The organism is Mesorhizobium sp. M5C.F.Cr.IN.023.01.1.1 (assembly GCF_003997585.1).
Classification (GTDB): Bacteria; Pseudomonadota; Alphaproteobacteria; order Rhizobiales; family Rhizobiaceae; genus Mesorhizobium; species Mesorhizobium wenxiniae.
This window is the reverse complement of the sequence record NZ_RZSU01000007.1, coordinates 49,523-63,822: the sequence shown is the minus strand read 5'-3', so window position 1 is coordinate 63,822 and position 14,300 is coordinate 49,523. Positions and strand designations below refer to the sequence as shown.

Here is a 14,300-nt window from a genome sequence, read left to right as displayed (position 1 = left end):
TGTAGGCATATATTAGTAGACGCTAAGGCGCCGTTGTCCCGGTGCATGCGATCTGCTAGGATTTAATCACCGACAACGGCTCTGGAAGGCCGTGCGTCCGACATCATGCACAAGATCAACTCAAAAACCGGAGAATGGCCATGAAACGGCTTCTGACGGTCGCTGCCCTTTTGGCTGCGGGCAGTTTGTTTGCCATGCAAGGCGCAGCCGCCGATGACGCTGCGATGATCAAAAGCGCTGAATCCGCCGCACCCCCCGCTGTAGCAAGCGGCGCCACGATCCACGCTATGGATGAGAAGGGTGCAATTCGTACATTGCGCGAAGGCACAAACGGCTTCTGGTGCATGCCGGACAATCCGGGCACGCCTGGCCCGGATCCAATGTGTGGCGATGCCAACTCGATGGAATGGGCGATGGCGTGGATCGAAAAAAAGGACCCGCCCAAGGGCAAGGTCGGTTTCATGTATATGCTGTCCGGCGGCACCGACGGCAGCAACACCGATCCTTATGCGACAAAGCCCGAGGAAGGCAACAATTGGGTGGAGACTGGCCCACACGTGATGATCGTCAATGCAACGGACATGATGCAGGGCTATCCGACGGACCCCAAGCCGGACACGTCGAGGCCATATGTGATGTGGGCGGGCACTCCCTACGCACATCTCATGATCCCGGTTAAGTAGCTGCCGCGGAAATGACTGGCGATTGCGGTCTGGCTGCATAGCACCGGAATGTCGAATACCTTGCCGGCGCGGGCCGCTTCCGCCCGCGCTGACAACCGACGCCGATCCGCGGGTATTGTGGGTCAGCTGGTTTCAGGCCGCTTCGAGCGGCGGCACCGCGCAACCGATTGCGACATGCGCCACGCAAATCGTCAGGGTGGCGGCCGACGGCGTCTGGTTGGCCGACCTGGCGACGATGGCTCTTCCCGAAGGCAGCAACTGCGCGAGCTCCTCGGGATGACCCGGCAGCCCAGAACGGATGTATAGGCTTGCCGGCTGCTCGGCGGGCAAGCTTTCCGGCGCCGAACATTGCACTCTACGCCGCTTGCGCCATTCGCTCCGAGCTCATGCGGTAGGAAATCGCCTCGGCCAGATGGATGCGGCCGACCGTCTCGCTGGCCTCGAGATCGGCCAGCGTTCGCGCGACTTTCAGCACCCGGTGGTAGGCGCGCGCGGAAAAGCCGAGTTTTTCGCTGGCGTCCCTGAGCAGCGACAGGCCTGATGCATCCGGCATCGCGATCTCCTCGATGACCGAGGGCGAGCAATGCGCGTTGGTGGTGGCAGTGGTCGCGCCGAGCCGCTCGAAACGCTCGCGCTGGATTCTCCGGGCGCGTGCGACGCGCAGCGCCACCGCGGCGCTTTTCTCCGCCCGGTCCGGCCGGATCAGATCGCTAGCCGAGACCGCCGGCACCTCGATCCGGAGATCGATGCGGTCGAGCAGCGGGCCGGAAATGCGCGCCTGGTAGTCGGTGCGGCAACGGTCGCCGCGCAGGCAGCGATAGCCCGGCTCGCCGGCCATGCCGCAGCGGCACGGGTTCATCGCCGCGACCAGCTGGATGCGCGCCGGATAGGTGACGCGATGGTTGGCGCGGGCGATCATGCAGTCGCCGGTCTCCAGCGGCTGGCGCAGCGCGTCGAGCGCCTGCGGCGAGAATTCGGGAAACTCGTCGAGGAACAGCACGCCGTGATGGGCAAGCGACGCCTCGCCCGGCCGCACCCGCAAGCCGCCGCCGACCATCGCCGCCATCGAGGCCGAATGGTGCGGGGCGCGGAACGGCCGCCGGTCGGTCAGCTTGCCTTCGCCGAGTTCGCCGGCCACCGACGCGATCATCGAGACTTCGAGCAATTCCCTCGGCGCCAGCGGCGGCAGGATCGACGGCAGCCGCTGTGCCAGCATCGATTTTCCCGATCCCGGCGGTCCGACCATCAGCAAGATGTTTACCAAGGACCCATCGGCTGTCAGCCGGGTGTTTGCGACTGCCGCACACCTGCGCCAATCAGCATTGCCGCCAGCGTCACTGTGGCGGAAATACTCACCATGGCCGCCATGGCGCAAAGACTCCAACTCCATTCAAGCCAGGAGGTTATGACCGGGTCCCACGGCTCTCGCAGATAGTGACGTAGTACTAGGCAGCCTGACAACGCAACGACACAAGCAGCCAGGCCGGCGACGACACCGATAAACCGGATGCCCCGATGGACCCATACGGCCACAATCACGAAGCTCAAAAGAACACCTATGAAAAGTGCCGTGTTGTAAAGCGCGTGGTCAGCACCGGGAGGTGCGAACCAACTCCTACGAAATATCTGTTGCCAGCTCTCCAGGCCGCTCACTAGGGCTGATGGAAAGACGTACATGTAAGGTAATAATTTCGTCATTGATGCCGGTCTGCTGGCGTGAACAGCGGGATAGTGAAGCTGCTCAACACGTTGTCGTCCTTATCTACAAATTCATAGAACGCGGGCTGGACTGCCCATTGCCTTGAACCTGATACAGAAAACTGAAACCCTCCGGATTTCGCGAGGGAAACATAGTCCTTACTCACCTGCTCTCGAAATGCTGCATATAAATCATCCGATCCTACCGAAAACTTCGGACGCACGCGAATTTCGTCCACGTTTGCTTTTGAACCGGGCATAACAGGATTTGCGGTATATCCGAAGTAGCTTGTATACCCGGTCTTATCCGGCTTAACGCCATAAGCTATGTCAAGGGCCAGCATCGAATTGGTCGGATCGCCGAGATCGGAAGGAACGTACAGACGCGTAGCCTCGGTCACGCCTTCAGGCGGCAATTCGATCGTGCGGGTCGGTGGCGCCTCGATGCCCGCTTGTTGGCGACAACTGGCTTCGTTGGCCATTCCGCTTTTTTGCTCGTCGTTGGCATCGCCCAGGAATTGCGAAACCACCCTGCCATCGAGATTGCCGTATTTGATGCACCCCAGGACAGGGCGGTCGACAGGGTCTGCAGAGTATCGAACTTGGCTTTCGACTTCGCCGGGCCGAACCCAACGATCCGCCAGTAGAGGGATGAACCAGCTAACGCGGAGCCAACCGTCCCGGCTATTGTTTACGACGCAGACAAAATATTTGATTATCTTCCCGTTCTTGTCGACCGACGAATTTGTCGAGAAATCGTAGGCCCCCTTCTTGAAGACTTGCGGTGTCTTCCCGGGACAGCGTTCATCCGCGAGACTGGCCGTTGCCACTGCGGTGGCGGCGAGTGCAAGAGAGAAAAGGATAGTCGAGCGTTTCATTGATCCCCCTTCGAACGAAATACCAGCCGACGGAACGTTAGTACAGTCCGACGAGGCAAAAGCAAGAAACGCTTGCGACACGCCAGAACCTATCGTCGAGGGTGTTGCCGACTTGCTTCCGTGCATTTGCGTGTAGGGATGTCGCCTTCGTTCGATGCTAGGGTCGCGATGCTCATTCCAAACCCTTGGCTAGAGCGTAGGGCGAAGGTCCGCCGGGCGTGTTCGCCAGATAGCATGTAAACTCGTGCTCTAGCCTGACCATAGCCAAGTCCTTGCCCGCCTCTCTCCCTCGCTGGCCGCCGGGCCTGCGCCAGCGGTCGTCATTGGTGCTGATCCACCAGGCCCAATGCCCTGCGTATCGAAAGCCGGTCTCGGCTCTTATCCTGCCAATGCTCTCCGATCCGAGGAAACTGGCGCAATAGTCACTGGGCGTTGACGGGTCGGCGACGGCGCGGCTCCAGTCGAGCTGGAAACGCGCTGCAAAACCTCGCACATAACGCGCCGCATGGACGATGGTGGCGCAAATTGCGATGGGCTTGCCGTCATAGTCAAGCACCTCATAACCCTCACCGACATCGCGGACTTTCAAGCGTTCTGCTGTCATGACGTTCTCCATGGCTTTAGAGGCCGCAGACGCCCATGAGCGGGCGGCAGGCCGTTCAAGGAGTGATGTCGGGCAGACCTAGGTGCTGCTTCTTGCTTCTCTTCGACGTAAGGGCTCACCCATCGTCGGTTATCACGCGGCTTGTCCAAAAGGTGCCAAGGGCCGCTTCTCTCAAGGCACGCGGCAGAGGGTATCTAACCCTTGCTGGCAGTCAAGAGGCTGTCAGGTGTTCATTCTTCCTCGCGAAATCCCTTGAGGGACGCATGGCGAAGCTTCTCCTCGCCCTTCAGGAACTTGACCCGCCCCACCAATCCCGGCTTGAGCCATTCGGCCTTCTCTTTGGCGAGCCCTTTCGGCGGCGGTGCGCCGACCTTGCCTTGCACGCGGTCCCATAGGTCCTGTCGCTTGTCGGCTTTGAAGGTGACGAAGGCACCGCCCATGTAGTGGCCCTTGTCAGCCATGAGCACCATTGCCGGCTTTCCGGTCTCCCGCTTCACCCCGATGATGTCCATTTCCTTCTCGACGTAACACTTGATCTTGCGCCAGTTCATCGTTGAGCCGCTGCGATAGAGGCTGTCGAGGCGCTTTGAGACGATGCCTTCAAGCCCAGCCTCGCAGGCAAGATGGTAGACGGCTTCGCCGGTGCCAGGCAGAGCTTCGCTGAACTGAATATGTCCGCCGGCCGGGACTACCGCTTGCAGGATTTCGCGCCTGTCCTTCAGCGGCATGTCGCGCAGATCATGGCCGTTGAGGTGCAGAAGGTCGAAGGCGACGAGGTAAAGGTCTTGAGGGCGTCTCGTGATGGCCGAGCGCAGCGTATGGAAGTCCGAAAGTCCGGCCTCGTCGGTGACGATTGTCTCACCCTCGATGATGAAGCTCTCGGCCTCTATCGACTTCGCTTCGTCGGCAAGCGGCCGGTATTTGACCGTCCAGTCGAAGCCGTTCTTGGTGAAGAAGCGGATGCCGTCAGCGTCCTTGATGATTTGGGTTCGGTAGCCGTCGAACTTGACCTCATGGCCCCATTCGCCACCCCTGGGCGGCTGTTCGACGAGCTCGGGCTCCATAGGGCGGATGAACGACAGCCGGACGCGGCCGGCAAGCTTACGCATTGGACCCTACCCAACTCATATTTTATTCAATTTCGCATAGCGGCAATCGTTCCGTTAGCTCTCACTTATGAAGCCCCGCTGCACCGGGGCTTTTCATAACCTGTCAGGCGCTTAAGTTGACGTAGCTGCTGCGCACTTCAGCAGCATGTTTCTCGGCGGGCGTCATGGTCTGGACCGGGCACACCTTGGGGACCGGTCCAGGCCCCGCCGGTTCGACCCTGTTGGGGCCAAAGGGCTGTGGCGGAGTGCCACAGTCGTCGGCCGGGAAGTAGAGGCGCTCGGCAGAGCCCGGACGGGTGACGGTCCAATTACCGCGCCCGTCATGAAAGACGCGGTAAAGGTGAGCCGACCGCGCCCTCACGGCCCGCGCCTGCCAAGTCAGAAAAGCGCGAGGGTAGTGAAGCGTGGCGGGCATTAGCCGACCCGAACGATGCCCGCGCGGACTGCGGCGCCGAATGACATGGCCTGCCGGCCCGGAACCTTCACGACCCACTCTCCCCGCTCCTCATTGAAGCTAAGGGCCTTGCGCTCGTTTGCGGGCATGTCGGCGATGAGAGTGTCAAACGCGGCGGGGTCCTGATAGGGCAGCGTTTCCATACGACCCAAGGCGGTCCTGCCAAGGTGGGCAAGCTTCTCCCTGTCGTTGTTGATGGTTGCCATGCGGGCTTCCCTAAGTTCCCCATCGTTCAGCGTCTCCATAAGCATGTCGACGGAAGCGACCCCGGCAGGCAGGGCCTTGAGAACCGCGTTGGCCTGCGCGGTGAAGCCCTCGACAATCGCGTCCACGGCGTCGTCGGTCACCCCTGCCGGGATGCTGCCTTCAACGTCGCCGGTCTCTGCGGCTTGCCAGATGCCACTCTCCACCGCGTCGGCGCCCAAGGCACCCGCCAGCGTTTCCATCACCGCTGCTGCAAGGTCCGTTGCATCGCCGTCCGTGGAGCCTTCCGGGGCATCACTCTGGCCCTGCTGCTGTGCGCCCTGCTGGTTGCCTGCCGGGGCGGCGGACTTACCCCCGGCAGGCCCATCAAAACCCGGAGGGAGCAACCCTGCGAGCCGTGCGGCCTCAATCGTGGTCTCGCCTACGCCGGGGATGATGACGTTGCCGGGGCGGACTTGGCGCTCCGTGGTCACCGTCCGGGCGCTTAGGTCTTTGGCGGCCTGTCGGCCATCGCCGAATGTGTCAACCTGCACCTTGCGGCTGGTCTGGACGGAGGGAGCGGCGGCGGGAGTGTTACGTGCCTGGGCGGCTTCGGCCACGGTGTCGGCTGCGTTGTCTGAAGTGGTCTGAAAGGAGGCATAATTTGCCATCGGGAGTGTGTCTCTTTTCTCTGCTGATTAATGGTTGTTTGAGGTGGGTGGTGGAGAGGCGTTTACGTGCGGGCGGTGCTCTCTAGCCGACTGACGCACGAAGCCCCTGAAATGTCGTTACCAGTCGGAAACGGCGCGTAGTCCTTACGCCGTGCGACCCCGGTTTGGGTGTCAATCCAATCCTCTCCCGCCCAGGCTGACAGCTTGCGGTCGCGTTTGAAGATCGACATGCCGCCCCTAACGACATGTATCCGGGTGTCCGGGTCGAAGCCCTCGCGAATGAGAAGGCGGGCTAGTGGCCCGAGTGGGTCTTTGGGGCTCTTGCGGTTGCTTAGGTCAATGACATGGCCATTGTGCCGGGCGCCGTATGAACCGAACAGTTCAACGGTTAGGGTCGCGGCATGGATGCCGTGGATGTGGGTGGAGATACCTTTGCTCCTCTGGATTTGATGTTTGTTGCTAGGGTGGTCGTCACGGCCTCGGGTCGAAGATGTCGTGGTCCGTCTTGTAGGAGGTAGACGCCCCCGCCGGGGTCCTGGGTGGTGGGCTGGAGTGGACCACTAGGCGGTCGAAGGTGGGTTCGGGTGAGAACCGCTCGGGCAGATGCGCCAGGGCGTCGTCTATCGTCTGCTGCGTGATCCCGTGATCCCGGACATAGCCGCTGTGCATGAGAGGCAGAGTGACGTCGGAAAGGTTCTTACGGGAGCGGAGGAGCGAAGCGGTGTTGAACCAGCGACCCGTCCGCATACGTCGCTGCTGTAGGGACCACCCGAACCCCTTGCGGTCCACTATGACCCGGTAATGGGGGCCTATGGTGGCGACGACTGGGCGATAATCGTCCATCCATTCGCAATAGTTGAGCATACTCATTGTGCCGGAGCCTGCCGAACTAGGCCGAGGTCGTGGCGCTTGCTGTTCTTGCCCGTCCCTCCAGTCTTCAGCCGGAGATTGGTCGTACGGAGGTCTAGGCGGTTGCCGTTGAGGTTCCGAACGTACTCTCCGGGCTTCGCATCCATGATGAGCCGGGGAATGGTGACAAGGCTCCCGGCGACCATCGCCCGGACGGAGACTTGCATGTCGTCTGTTGCGGTCCCGTCTTTGACGACGACCCAAGAGGCGTTTCTTACGCGATCGGGCAGGCTGTCAAAGGAGGCTTGCTCTACCTTAGCGAAAAGAGTTCGGCCGCGCTTACGGTCATTGATTGGTACCAGCACGATTTCACTGGATACGCCCCGCCTGTGGTGGTCATTCGGGGCCGTTAGATATGTTTCGGGGCGCCCTGGGATAGGGCCGCCACCCGGATTGGTGGTGGTCATTGTTACGGGGTCCAAAAAATTGAGAGAGGGTTGAAGAGCAGTCGGACGCTCGGGTGGCCTGAAGGGGGCCTAGCGTGTGTTACGGGCGGTCAAAAATAGATGGAGACATAGACACGCACGTCTACGGCCCGGACGGAGGCATTGAAGAAAAGAGAGACGCAGGACGCCGGGCAGACAGCGGAACGGTCTGTGATGCCGGCCACGAATGGTGAGCCATACGCCCGTTTCGGGGCACCTTGGAGACACCCGAAGGGGCTCCCAAAGTCAGCGTATGTTGGATGAAGGGACCTTTTCAGCGTCCTGCGTCGAAGGGCAGAGGAAAGACAGCTCCCACATTCGGGAGCCCTTGGCTCTTCTGCGAAGAGAGGGAGTGAGCGGTGCCCACGTTACGGGAAACCAAAAAGAAGCGGACGGAACACGCTCGGCAGGCGAGCAGATTCAACGTCCATACACATTAGGAACCGGAGGCCCCTTTCCTGGGGGTGGGGGTAATCACCCCTGCCAACGCTCATAAACATGTATAGCGACCGGAGGTCCCTTTCCTGAATGGTGGGGTAATCACCCCTGCCAACATCCTTGAACAGGGTATATGCAACCGGAGGCCCCTTTCCTAGGGTGTGTCGTAATCACCCCTGCCAACGCTCATGGACCGCTTTCCTGAGGTGCGGCCTAATTGCCCGGCCTTCGCCTTCAGGACCTCACCCAAAGACACGTTTAGAAACTCTGTGATGGGGCCGCCATTCCTATGGGTGGCGGGAATTGATTTCCTGTCTGGTCCGGGCCGTGGAGACGCGTTCGAGTCCGGACGGTACATTCTACCACCCGGACCCTCGGACCCCCTGAAACAGCCCTACCAGTCACAAATGCGGGCCTATCGGAGCCGGACGGGCATCGCTTCCCGACCGCATATCTCCCGCAAGGCCGCCGTGAACTCCGCCTCCGGGATGAGCCTGATAAGCTCCCTCATGAGGGCGTCGGCCATGACCAATTGCCGGACATAGCCCGTGGACCCTAGCGGCTTGCCGGCCGCAATCCACTCCAGTGCAAAGGACAGGGTTTCAGTGACGTCGCTAACCCTCGATATCGCCTCCCTGGCCAAGTCTCCGGCGCCCTCATCTTGGGCGGAGGCGTCGATACCCCGGACGGGCTTTTGTTGCTTCTCTAGCTCGCGCTCTGCCCTTGCCAGCCTGTCATATTCAGCCAAGGCGTCTGCGGTCCAGCGAAGGGGCTCCAGGGCATGGTGAGAGTGTATTGGGCGTTTGTTGACAATGGACCGCATGGTGGACGTAAGGCCCCCCAGCGCCCGCGCTAGGTGCCCTATGGCTTTCGCCTCGGGCTCCCGGAGCTTGCCGCCGATGGGACCGGGCGTTTCCGGGGCCTCGTCCGGGTCAGTTGTCGTTTTCAAGGTCTTTCTCCTCGTGTTGCATTAGACATCGGAGGGAAAGAGCCGATAGATTTCGGGAGCGCAATGCTAAATATCGTAAAGGTGTAATGGCCAGTTGCCGGGATATCCCGTTGCCGGGTCAAATATTCCTAAGCTATAGCCGGTTTAACATCCGGGGATCCTCTTAGATTGTCCCGGCAACGGCAGCCCCCTGATACAATAATATTCTTGACACTGGTCCAATAATTCCCTGCCCTGGGCTCACCCCACCAGCACTTTCTGAACCGTGGCCTTGCTGAAGCCGACATGGGCGGCCACTTTGCGGATGCTCATTCCATCGGCGCTTAGCCGGGCGATCTCAGCCTTCACCTCAGGCGTTACCAGCGCCGGCCGCCCCCCGGACCTGCCCTCAGCCTTGGCCTTGGCGATGCCTTCCATTTGCCGCTCCCGCCGCAGCGCCGTCTCGAACTCTGCAATGCTGGCGAGGATGCCGAAGACCAGCCTTCCGGTGCGCGTGGTCGTATCGAGCGAGGGGTCGTCCAGCACCCTAAAGCCCACGCCCTTGGCGTTCAGCCCCTCGACAATCTCGTGTAGGTGCGCCGCAGAGCGGGCCAAGCGATCAAGCTTGGTGATAATCAGGGTGTCGTTCTCGTCCCGAACGTAGTCAAGACACTTGGCAAGCTCCGGCCTGTCCTTGTCCGTGCCCGATTGCTTCTCCTCAAATATCTTGGTGGCCCCTGCCGCCTTCAGCTTCTCAATCTGCGTGGCGTGGTCCTGCCCTGTCGAGCTAACCCGCGCATATCCAACTACTGCCATGCTGTACCCTTTCCTCTAAAACGTTGCCGGACACACAATTAGTGGACGCTAAGGGTACAGTCAATGGGATAGTGTCCAGAAAGTAAACCTTTGTGGACAGTGCAGGTGTTCGGGCCGGACTTGCCTAAGGGTTCCCATTGCGCTCCTGTGCGCTCGGGAGGGCAGGGAAATGACGCAAGCGTGGAAGCCTGTCACCGCGTTCCTGGAGGTGTTCGGCGCGGCTCAATTCTATCTCGGTCTGTCGCCGCACCTAGACGGTGCTGCTGTCACCGGAGGCTCACTGGTGTTGGCGCTTGGCGCGGCCGCGATCATCGCAACCGGGGAACATAGGCGTAAGCCATAGGCCGACCGCAGGGCCGCTCATGGGGGCGGAAGGGGGTACCGGGGGTATCGTGCGGCCACAACTGTCGAGTTCGACCCCTCGGGTTTTTCCACCAAATTGAAATGGATTGGTGGGCGCGGAACTTCCTATTAAGCAGTCGCTTATATATGGATGGAGAGGCTTTGGTTCTCCCCTCCGATCGCCGTAAGGACCAATCATTGGCCGAGGTTGATCTTCAAAGCCGCGTGAAGCATTGGATGAACGCGAACCTTTGCCTCGTCGGGTATCAACGCAATGGAAATGATTGGTTCGTCTAGGTGCGAATACCGAAATCGGTCAGCGGGGTCGAGCTTCAACCCTACAGCGCCGACACGGTAGAGGATCGAAACCACTTCCTTCGCAAACAAGAAAGCCTTCTCGCTGGGGGTTTCGCAATAAGCCGTAGCGGCAGCGTGGGTGGGATCAAAATCAATTCTAGGCTCGGCCGCAATGTTCAAACCCAGCTGCTCAAGCCGAGGACCGACCGTCATTTCGCCAATCTGGAAAGCCTCTTTTCGACCTTCGGCGATAAAATCGAGGAGCAGCTTCAAGGTAGGGAAGGCGCTTTGCCACTCGTGTTCTAGGGCTTCGCGGCGCAGCCGGGAATACTCCACTTCCGCTCGCCGGACATTCGTTGCCGTAACTTCCAGTGTACCGTCAGCTGCGCGAAGACACTCGTTCACAAACGCAATAACGTCTCTCGGCCGCATGAGCGTATGATCGATAATGTAATCGATCGCATCCGCGCGGCCTACTTGGTATGGAAAAAGGTCCTCAAAGTGTACATCTTGCGCCGTATACTGCCTTCTGTACATTTTCAATATCCGGGAATCCGCAAGGGATTTCAACTGCGCTCGGTTCCACTTTATCTTTACGAAATATTCCTCAGATTTTTCACGCTGATAGGAGATGTCTTTTGTCTCTTGGACTACCCTCTCCAAGATATCGCTACGCATAGCGACTAGGACCTTCAGGTGCCTTATCCGCCTGAAAGTTTTAACCGTTTCGATAAGGGCGCGAATGAGCCTAAATCGAACAGAGGTGTCCACCCAATTTTCATCCAGCTTGTCTATAAGGAGGTAGTATTTGCTTTGATTTCCCTGCTCATATGCGTCAAATTCGGAAAGGATATCGATAACCCCGGACAGTTCAGATAGCTGCTCGCCGCTAATGATGCTCCTCACTCTCCTAACAAGGTCAGTCTTCTTATCGACACTGAGCTGCTTGTCATATTGACCACGGGCCTTCCATTTCCTTATCTCCCCCCCTAGCTCGGCCTCCACCTTTTTCTCAACCCGCTCGGTAATAGTTTTGATATTCTCATCCATCGTTATCCAAAATTCACCCTCCCAATCCCTCAGGTAGCGGAGCGCTTTTTCTTTTCGTTGGTCTCGACTGAACTTCTCAGTAATTCGACTAAAAATAGAGCGAGACTTTTCGGAATCTGTAACCGCCCAACGAAGGCGGATAAATTCAATGCATATTACGTGCTTCCATAGAGCTTGGAACAAAAGGTCGAGGTCCGCCCCTATGGCATGCAGGAACAAAAGGGCATCCGAATTTGATACGTAGCTCATCGCCATATCGGACGGCCGAATCTGAACTGAGTGTTCGGCGCGTGATTCTATGTATCGAATGATCGCGGTCTTCCCGGCACCAGTGCGGCCGGTCAAAATCGATCCATGAGAATCGACCTTCATAGCAATTTCGACCGGTGGGTAGTGTACAAAGCAATCGAACAGATAATCGTCATCGGTTTCAGCAGCTAAGCTGCCGATTGTCATCCCATCATTCAGTCGTATTGGGTTAGTATGCTTATGCTTTACCAAATCGATTCTCCCAGCCTCTCACAGCATAGGCATCAATTTGGGTGCAAGGAAAGTGGGCCCCCAGCCGACACGCGGCGGTTCTCCCCAACTCTGGTCGAGGTGTGATCCCAAGCGGTGGCGATGTTTGAAGCTCCCAAGGAAAGAGGCGGAAGATTTCGCGGTCCGGGGCGTTAGCCGTGCTATGCGCGAATAATGGCGTCGGTGGCCACCCTAAGCCGCGCCTCATCGCTTCATAGGTCTCCCTACGCCCCAATTGTGTGCCCGAGGATCATGTCTTGGATCGGCTTCGGTACCGCATCTTGGGCACCGGGCGAGGGGAATCGGTCCGGTGAACCGGAATTGATCGCGGTGGTACCGATCAAAGGCACCATCGACTGTTCCCGCTTGGGTGCTGTCTGTTTGGCCCTAAGGCCCGTAATCTCCTCGTCACGCCTTGCAATTCGGCTTTCCAGATTGGCGATGCGCTCAGTCAGCAAGTAGCGACCGACTACGAAGCCCCCTCCTCCGAAGAGAACAGCAAACGTAGCAAAGACTGCCGGGTTCGCCAGCACGAGCGCGGAGTTTGTTTCGAGGAACGCGATTAGGTCATGCACGGCTATCACTCCACCCGTGGCGGCGTGTCTTCAAAGCTGACCGTCACCAGTTCGGGATGGCGGTGGGCAAAGGCAAGAATTTGCGTCTCAAGCTCGCAATTGTAAGCCATGAGCGCCTTCACGGTTTCAAGCGGGCTGGCGTATCGCGCAATAAGCTTCTCCGCTTCGGAGTGCAGTGCGGCCTTGGCCTCCAAGTCGAGATGATAAGTGGTCATCGCCCGGCTCCTATCGTGCTGCGCGGCGCGGCCGTTCGGGCAAGCCTGCCGATGCGCCAAGCTGCTCTTGAAGATGGCCATTAAGAACGATCATGGCCTTGAGCGCCTTCATGACATCTCCCTTGTGGGTGGCGACGAATTTGTCGGCGACGGCCTGGAGCGCCGCTTCCTGCCGACCGTCGAGGCTGACAATGTGGTCCATACCGGTTGCTCCCGTGATCTCGCTCCCACAGTGAACAAAAACGGAACAAAAATGTCAAGGTCGAATTGACTCGACGAGGAATGCCTTCCTATTTGTCAGGAGGTAGGGCAATTGCTCGCAGATGTCAGGGAGCCGGCCGCTAATGGGCAGACGAAAGAGCCGATATGAGAGACTGTTTGCAAGCGACGCGGAGGCGATCCTTAGGGATGCTCTCAGCTTGCGCCAGACGGTGCTTTCGGCCCAGTTGCACCTGAACGCAAGCGGTGCGCTGTCCTGGCAGTTGAGTGGCCTGACGGACAAGCTGCACGAGGTGATGGCAACCGTGGCCGTGCAAACGATGCGGCCGGAAGGACCTCTCTTCTTTGCTAGGTAGTATCTGGACTACCTATTGACCGCCTGAATTGACCGAATCGATGCTTAACGGCAAGTTCGATTTAGTTCAGCGATTTCAGTGGCATCCCTGATGAAAAAAGAGCGCCTCCGCCGTGTCTGTATTTTCTGCGACGGAAATAATCTGTCGAAGGAACATCTATGGCCCCGGTGGCTGACCAAAAAATACCCTGACGATCGGCCAAACCTCGGACACCAACTCCAAAAAATGCGCTTGCTACGTGACAGCGTCGACGTGGCGAATGTAGAGGCCGGCATGATGGACCGCCGTGGGCCCCCCGCCACCCAAAAGATTCGGCGCGTCTGCGCCTCTTGCAACAACGGCTGGATGAGCAATCTGCAAAGGGCAGCAAAACCAATCCTGGTTCCGCTGATAGAAGGAAACTGGCATCTGCTGGCCGAAGCGAGTTGCGAAATCCTTGCTGCTTGGGTCGCCATGACAACGGCGGTACTTGAGTTTGCCGATGAAACGACGATTGCCGTTACCGCCGAAGATCGTCGCTACCTTCGCCGGGAAACTCGCCTCCCCCCAAGGTGGGCGGTATGGGTAGGCAGATATGAAGGACAAAAGCACCACCATTCGTTTTGGCATCGGGCACTTGGGCTGCCTACCACCTCCGCCCTACCAGACAATTATAACGGTCAACTCACGGTGATCATTGTGGGGAAACTGCTCATTCTGGCAGCCAGCGTTTCCGACAACGCGCTTAACTCGCTCTTGTACATGGCCGGGCACAACAATTTGAGGCTGGTAGAATATTGCACTCCGAGATACGGCGGTGGGATCGAGAGGATGCACGACGCCTCACAACCGGCGCCACCGGCTTTCAACGAAGAAATGGCTGACCAGATTATAGACTCTTTCTCTGAGATGTTGTTTCAACTGCACTATTCTTGAACGGCGAGATGGCGAC

17 protein-coding genes and 1 pseudogene are annotated in these 14,300 nt (G+C 58.9%); 4 read left to right on the top strand and 14 right to left on the bottom strand.

Annotated features, from left to right (window positions below; genetic code table 11):
- Positions 1–134 precede the first annotated feature (134 nt).
- Positions 135–683 carry a hypothetical protein gene (locus EOA78_RS05030; RefSeq protein WP_245477402.1) on the top strand — a complete coding sequence of 183 codons (549 nt, stop codon included), beginning with the start codon at positions 135–137 and terminating at the stop codon, positions 681–683.
- 132 nt (positions 684–815) lie between these two features.
- Here EOA78_RS05030 and EOA78_RS05025 read toward each other — a convergent pair whose 3' ends face one another.
- The 10 genes and pseudogenes from EOA78_RS05025 to EOA78_RS04985 form a co-directional block, all read right to left on the bottom strand.
- Positions 816–1,013: a hypothetical protein gene (locus tag EOA78_RS05025; protein WP_127314148.1), complete on the bottom strand. Its 198-nt coding sequence runs from the start codon at positions 1,011–1,013 to the stop codon at positions 816–818.
- 25 nt (positions 1,014–1,038) lie between these two features.
- A pseudogene (locus tag EOA78_RS05020) lies at positions 1,039–1,941 on the bottom strand (ATP-binding protein); the annotation flags it as partial.
- Positions 1,942–1,961: 20 nt separating this feature from the next.
- Positions 1,962–2,381 carry a hypothetical protein gene (locus EOA78_RS05015; RefSeq protein ID WP_127314147.1) on the bottom strand — a complete coding sequence of 140 codons (420 nt, stop codon included), beginning with the start codon at positions 2,379–2,381 and terminating at the stop codon, positions 1,962–1,964.
- Positions 2,378–3,259: a hypothetical protein gene (locus tag EOA78_RS05010; RefSeq protein ID WP_127314146.1), complete on the bottom strand. Its 882-nt coding sequence runs from the start codon at positions 3,257–3,259 to the stop codon at positions 2,378–2,380. The genes EOA78_RS05015 and EOA78_RS05010 overlap by 4 nt, the downstream gene beginning before the upstream one ends.
- Before the next feature lie 172 nt (positions 3,260–3,431).
- Complete coding sequence (locus tag EOA78_RS05005; protein ID WP_127314145.1) at positions 3,432–3,863, bottom strand: hypothetical protein; 432 nt, start codon at positions 3,861–3,863, stop codon at positions 3,432–3,434.
- A 230-nt stretch (positions 3,864–4,093) separates the two neighbouring features.
- A complete protein-coding gene (locus EOA78_RS05000; protein ID WP_127314144.1) occupies positions 4,094–4,972 on the bottom strand; it encodes an RNA ligase family protein in 879 nt (292 codons plus the stop codon).
- A gap of 414 nt (positions 4,973–5,386) precedes the next feature.
- Positions 5,387–6,280, bottom strand: coding sequence for a hypothetical protein (locus EOA78_RS04995; RefSeq protein WP_127314143.1), 894 nt, complete (start codon positions 6,278–6,280; stop codon positions 5,387–5,389).
- An 866-nt stretch (positions 6,281–7,146) separates the two neighbouring features.
- Positions 7,147–7,494, bottom strand: coding sequence for a hypothetical protein (locus EOA78_RS36405; RefSeq protein ID WP_206533410.1), 348 nt, complete (start codon positions 7,492–7,494; stop codon positions 7,147–7,149).
- Positions 7,495–8,467: 973 nt separating this feature from the next.
- On the bottom strand, positions 8,468–9,001 hold the full coding sequence (locus EOA78_RS04990; RefSeq protein ID WP_127314142.1) for a hypothetical protein: 534 nt from the start codon (positions 8,999–9,001) through the stop codon (positions 8,468–8,470).
- A gap of 240 nt (positions 9,002–9,241) precedes the next feature.
- Positions 9,242–9,796: a recombinase family protein gene (locus EOA78_RS04985; protein WP_127314141.1), complete on the bottom strand. Its 555-nt coding sequence runs from the start codon at positions 9,794–9,796 to the stop codon at positions 9,242–9,244.
- A 169-nt stretch (positions 9,797–9,965) separates the two neighbouring features.
- Here EOA78_RS04985 and EOA78_RS35860 point away from each other — a divergent pair, with 169 nt between their 5' ends.
- Complete coding sequence (locus EOA78_RS35860) at positions 9,966–10,139, top strand: hypothetical protein (RefSeq protein WP_164783645.1); 174 nt, start codon at positions 9,966–9,968, stop codon at positions 10,137–10,139.
- Between the two features lie 194 nt (positions 10,140–10,333).
- Here EOA78_RS35860 and EOA78_RS04980 read toward each other — a convergent pair whose 3' ends face one another.
- From EOA78_RS04980 to EOA78_RS04965, 4 genes are all read right to left on the bottom strand, one after another.
- Complete coding sequence (locus EOA78_RS04980; protein WP_127314140.1) at positions 10,334–11,941, bottom strand: DNA repair ATPase; 1,608 nt, start codon at positions 11,939–11,941, stop codon at positions 10,334–10,336.
- 287 nt (positions 11,942–12,228) lie between these two features.
- On the bottom strand, positions 12,229–12,579 hold the full coding sequence (locus EOA78_RS04975) for a hypothetical protein (RefSeq protein WP_245477401.1): 351 nt from the start codon (positions 12,577–12,579) through the stop codon (positions 12,229–12,231).
- A gap of 5 nt (positions 12,580–12,584) precedes the next feature.
- Entirely contained in the window at positions 12,585–12,794 is a 210-nt protein-coding gene (locus EOA78_RS04970) for a hypothetical protein (protein ID WP_127314139.1), read from the bottom strand.
- A gap of 10 nt (positions 12,795–12,804) precedes the next feature.
- Entirely contained in the window at positions 12,805–12,996 is a 192-nt protein-coding gene (locus tag EOA78_RS04965) for a hypothetical protein (protein WP_127314138.1), read from the bottom strand.
- A gap of 142 nt (positions 12,997–13,138) precedes the next feature.
- Between EOA78_RS04965 and EOA78_RS04960 the strand changes: the two genes are divergently transcribed.
- Positions 13,139–13,369 carry a hypothetical protein gene (locus EOA78_RS04960; RefSeq protein WP_127314137.1) on the top strand — a complete coding sequence of 77 codons (231 nt, stop codon included), beginning with the start codon at positions 13,139–13,141 and terminating at the stop codon, positions 13,367–13,369.
- Between the two features lie 90 nt (positions 13,370–13,459).
- The gene (locus EOA78_RS04955) at positions 13,460–14,284 is read left to right on the top strand and encodes a hypothetical protein (RefSeq protein ID WP_127314136.1); all 825 of its coding nucleotides are present in this window, start codon (positions 13,460–13,462) and stop codon (positions 14,282–14,284) included.
- Positions 14,285–14,300 lie beyond the last annotated feature (16 nt).

Excerpts from the sequence above, each read along its gene's own strand:
- EOA78_RS05030 (WP_245477402.1), top strand. The coding sequence starts at position 135 with ATGGCCATGAAACGGCTTCTGACGGTCGCTGCCCTTTTGGCTGCGGGC.
- EOA78_RS05015 (WP_127314147.1), bottom strand. The coding sequence starts at position 2,381 with ATGACGAAATTATTACCTTACATGTACGTCTTTCCATCAGCCCTAGTG.
- EOA78_RS05010 (WP_127314146.1), bottom strand. The coding sequence starts at position 3,259 with ATGAAACGCTCGACTATCCTTTTCTCTCTTGCACTCGCCGCCACCGCA.
- EOA78_RS05005 (WP_127314145.1), bottom strand. The coding sequence starts at position 3,863 with ATGACAGCAGAACGCTTGAAAGTCCGCGATGTCGGTGAGGGTTATGAG.
- EOA78_RS05000 (WP_127314144.1), bottom strand. The coding sequence starts at position 4,972 with ATGCGTAAGCTTGCCGGCCGCGTCCGGCTGTCGTTCATCCGCCCTATG.
- EOA78_RS04995 (WP_127314143.1), bottom strand. The coding sequence starts at position 6,280 with ATGGCAAATTATGCCTCCTTTCAGACCACTTCAGACAACGCAGCCGAC.
- EOA78_RS04985 (WP_127314141.1), bottom strand. The coding sequence starts at position 9,796 with ATGGCAGTAGTTGGATATGCGCGGGTTAGCTCGACAGGGCAGGACCAC.
- EOA78_RS35860 (WP_164783645.1), top strand. The coding sequence starts at position 9,966 with ATGACGCAAGCGTGGAAGCCTGTCACCGCGTTCCTGGAGGTGTTCGGC.
- EOA78_RS04980 (WP_127314140.1), bottom strand. The coding sequence starts at position 11,941 with ATGACAATCGGCAGCTTAGCTGCTGAAACCGATGACGATTATCTGTTC.
- EOA78_RS04970 (WP_127314139.1), bottom strand. The coding sequence starts at position 12,794 with ATGACCACTTATCATCTCGACTTGGAGGCCAAGGCCGCACTGCACTCC.
- EOA78_RS04965 (WP_127314138.1), bottom strand. The coding sequence starts at position 12,996 with ATGGACCACATTGTCAGCCTCGACGGTCGGCAGGAAGCGGCGCTCCAG.
- EOA78_RS04960 (WP_127314137.1), top strand. The coding sequence starts at position 13,139 with ATGGGCAGACGAAAGAGCCGATATGAGAGACTGTTTGCAAGCGACGCG.
- EOA78_RS04955 (WP_127314136.1), top strand. The coding sequence starts at position 13,460 with ATGAAAAAAGAGCGCCTCCGCCGTGTCTGTATTTTCTGCGACGGAAAT.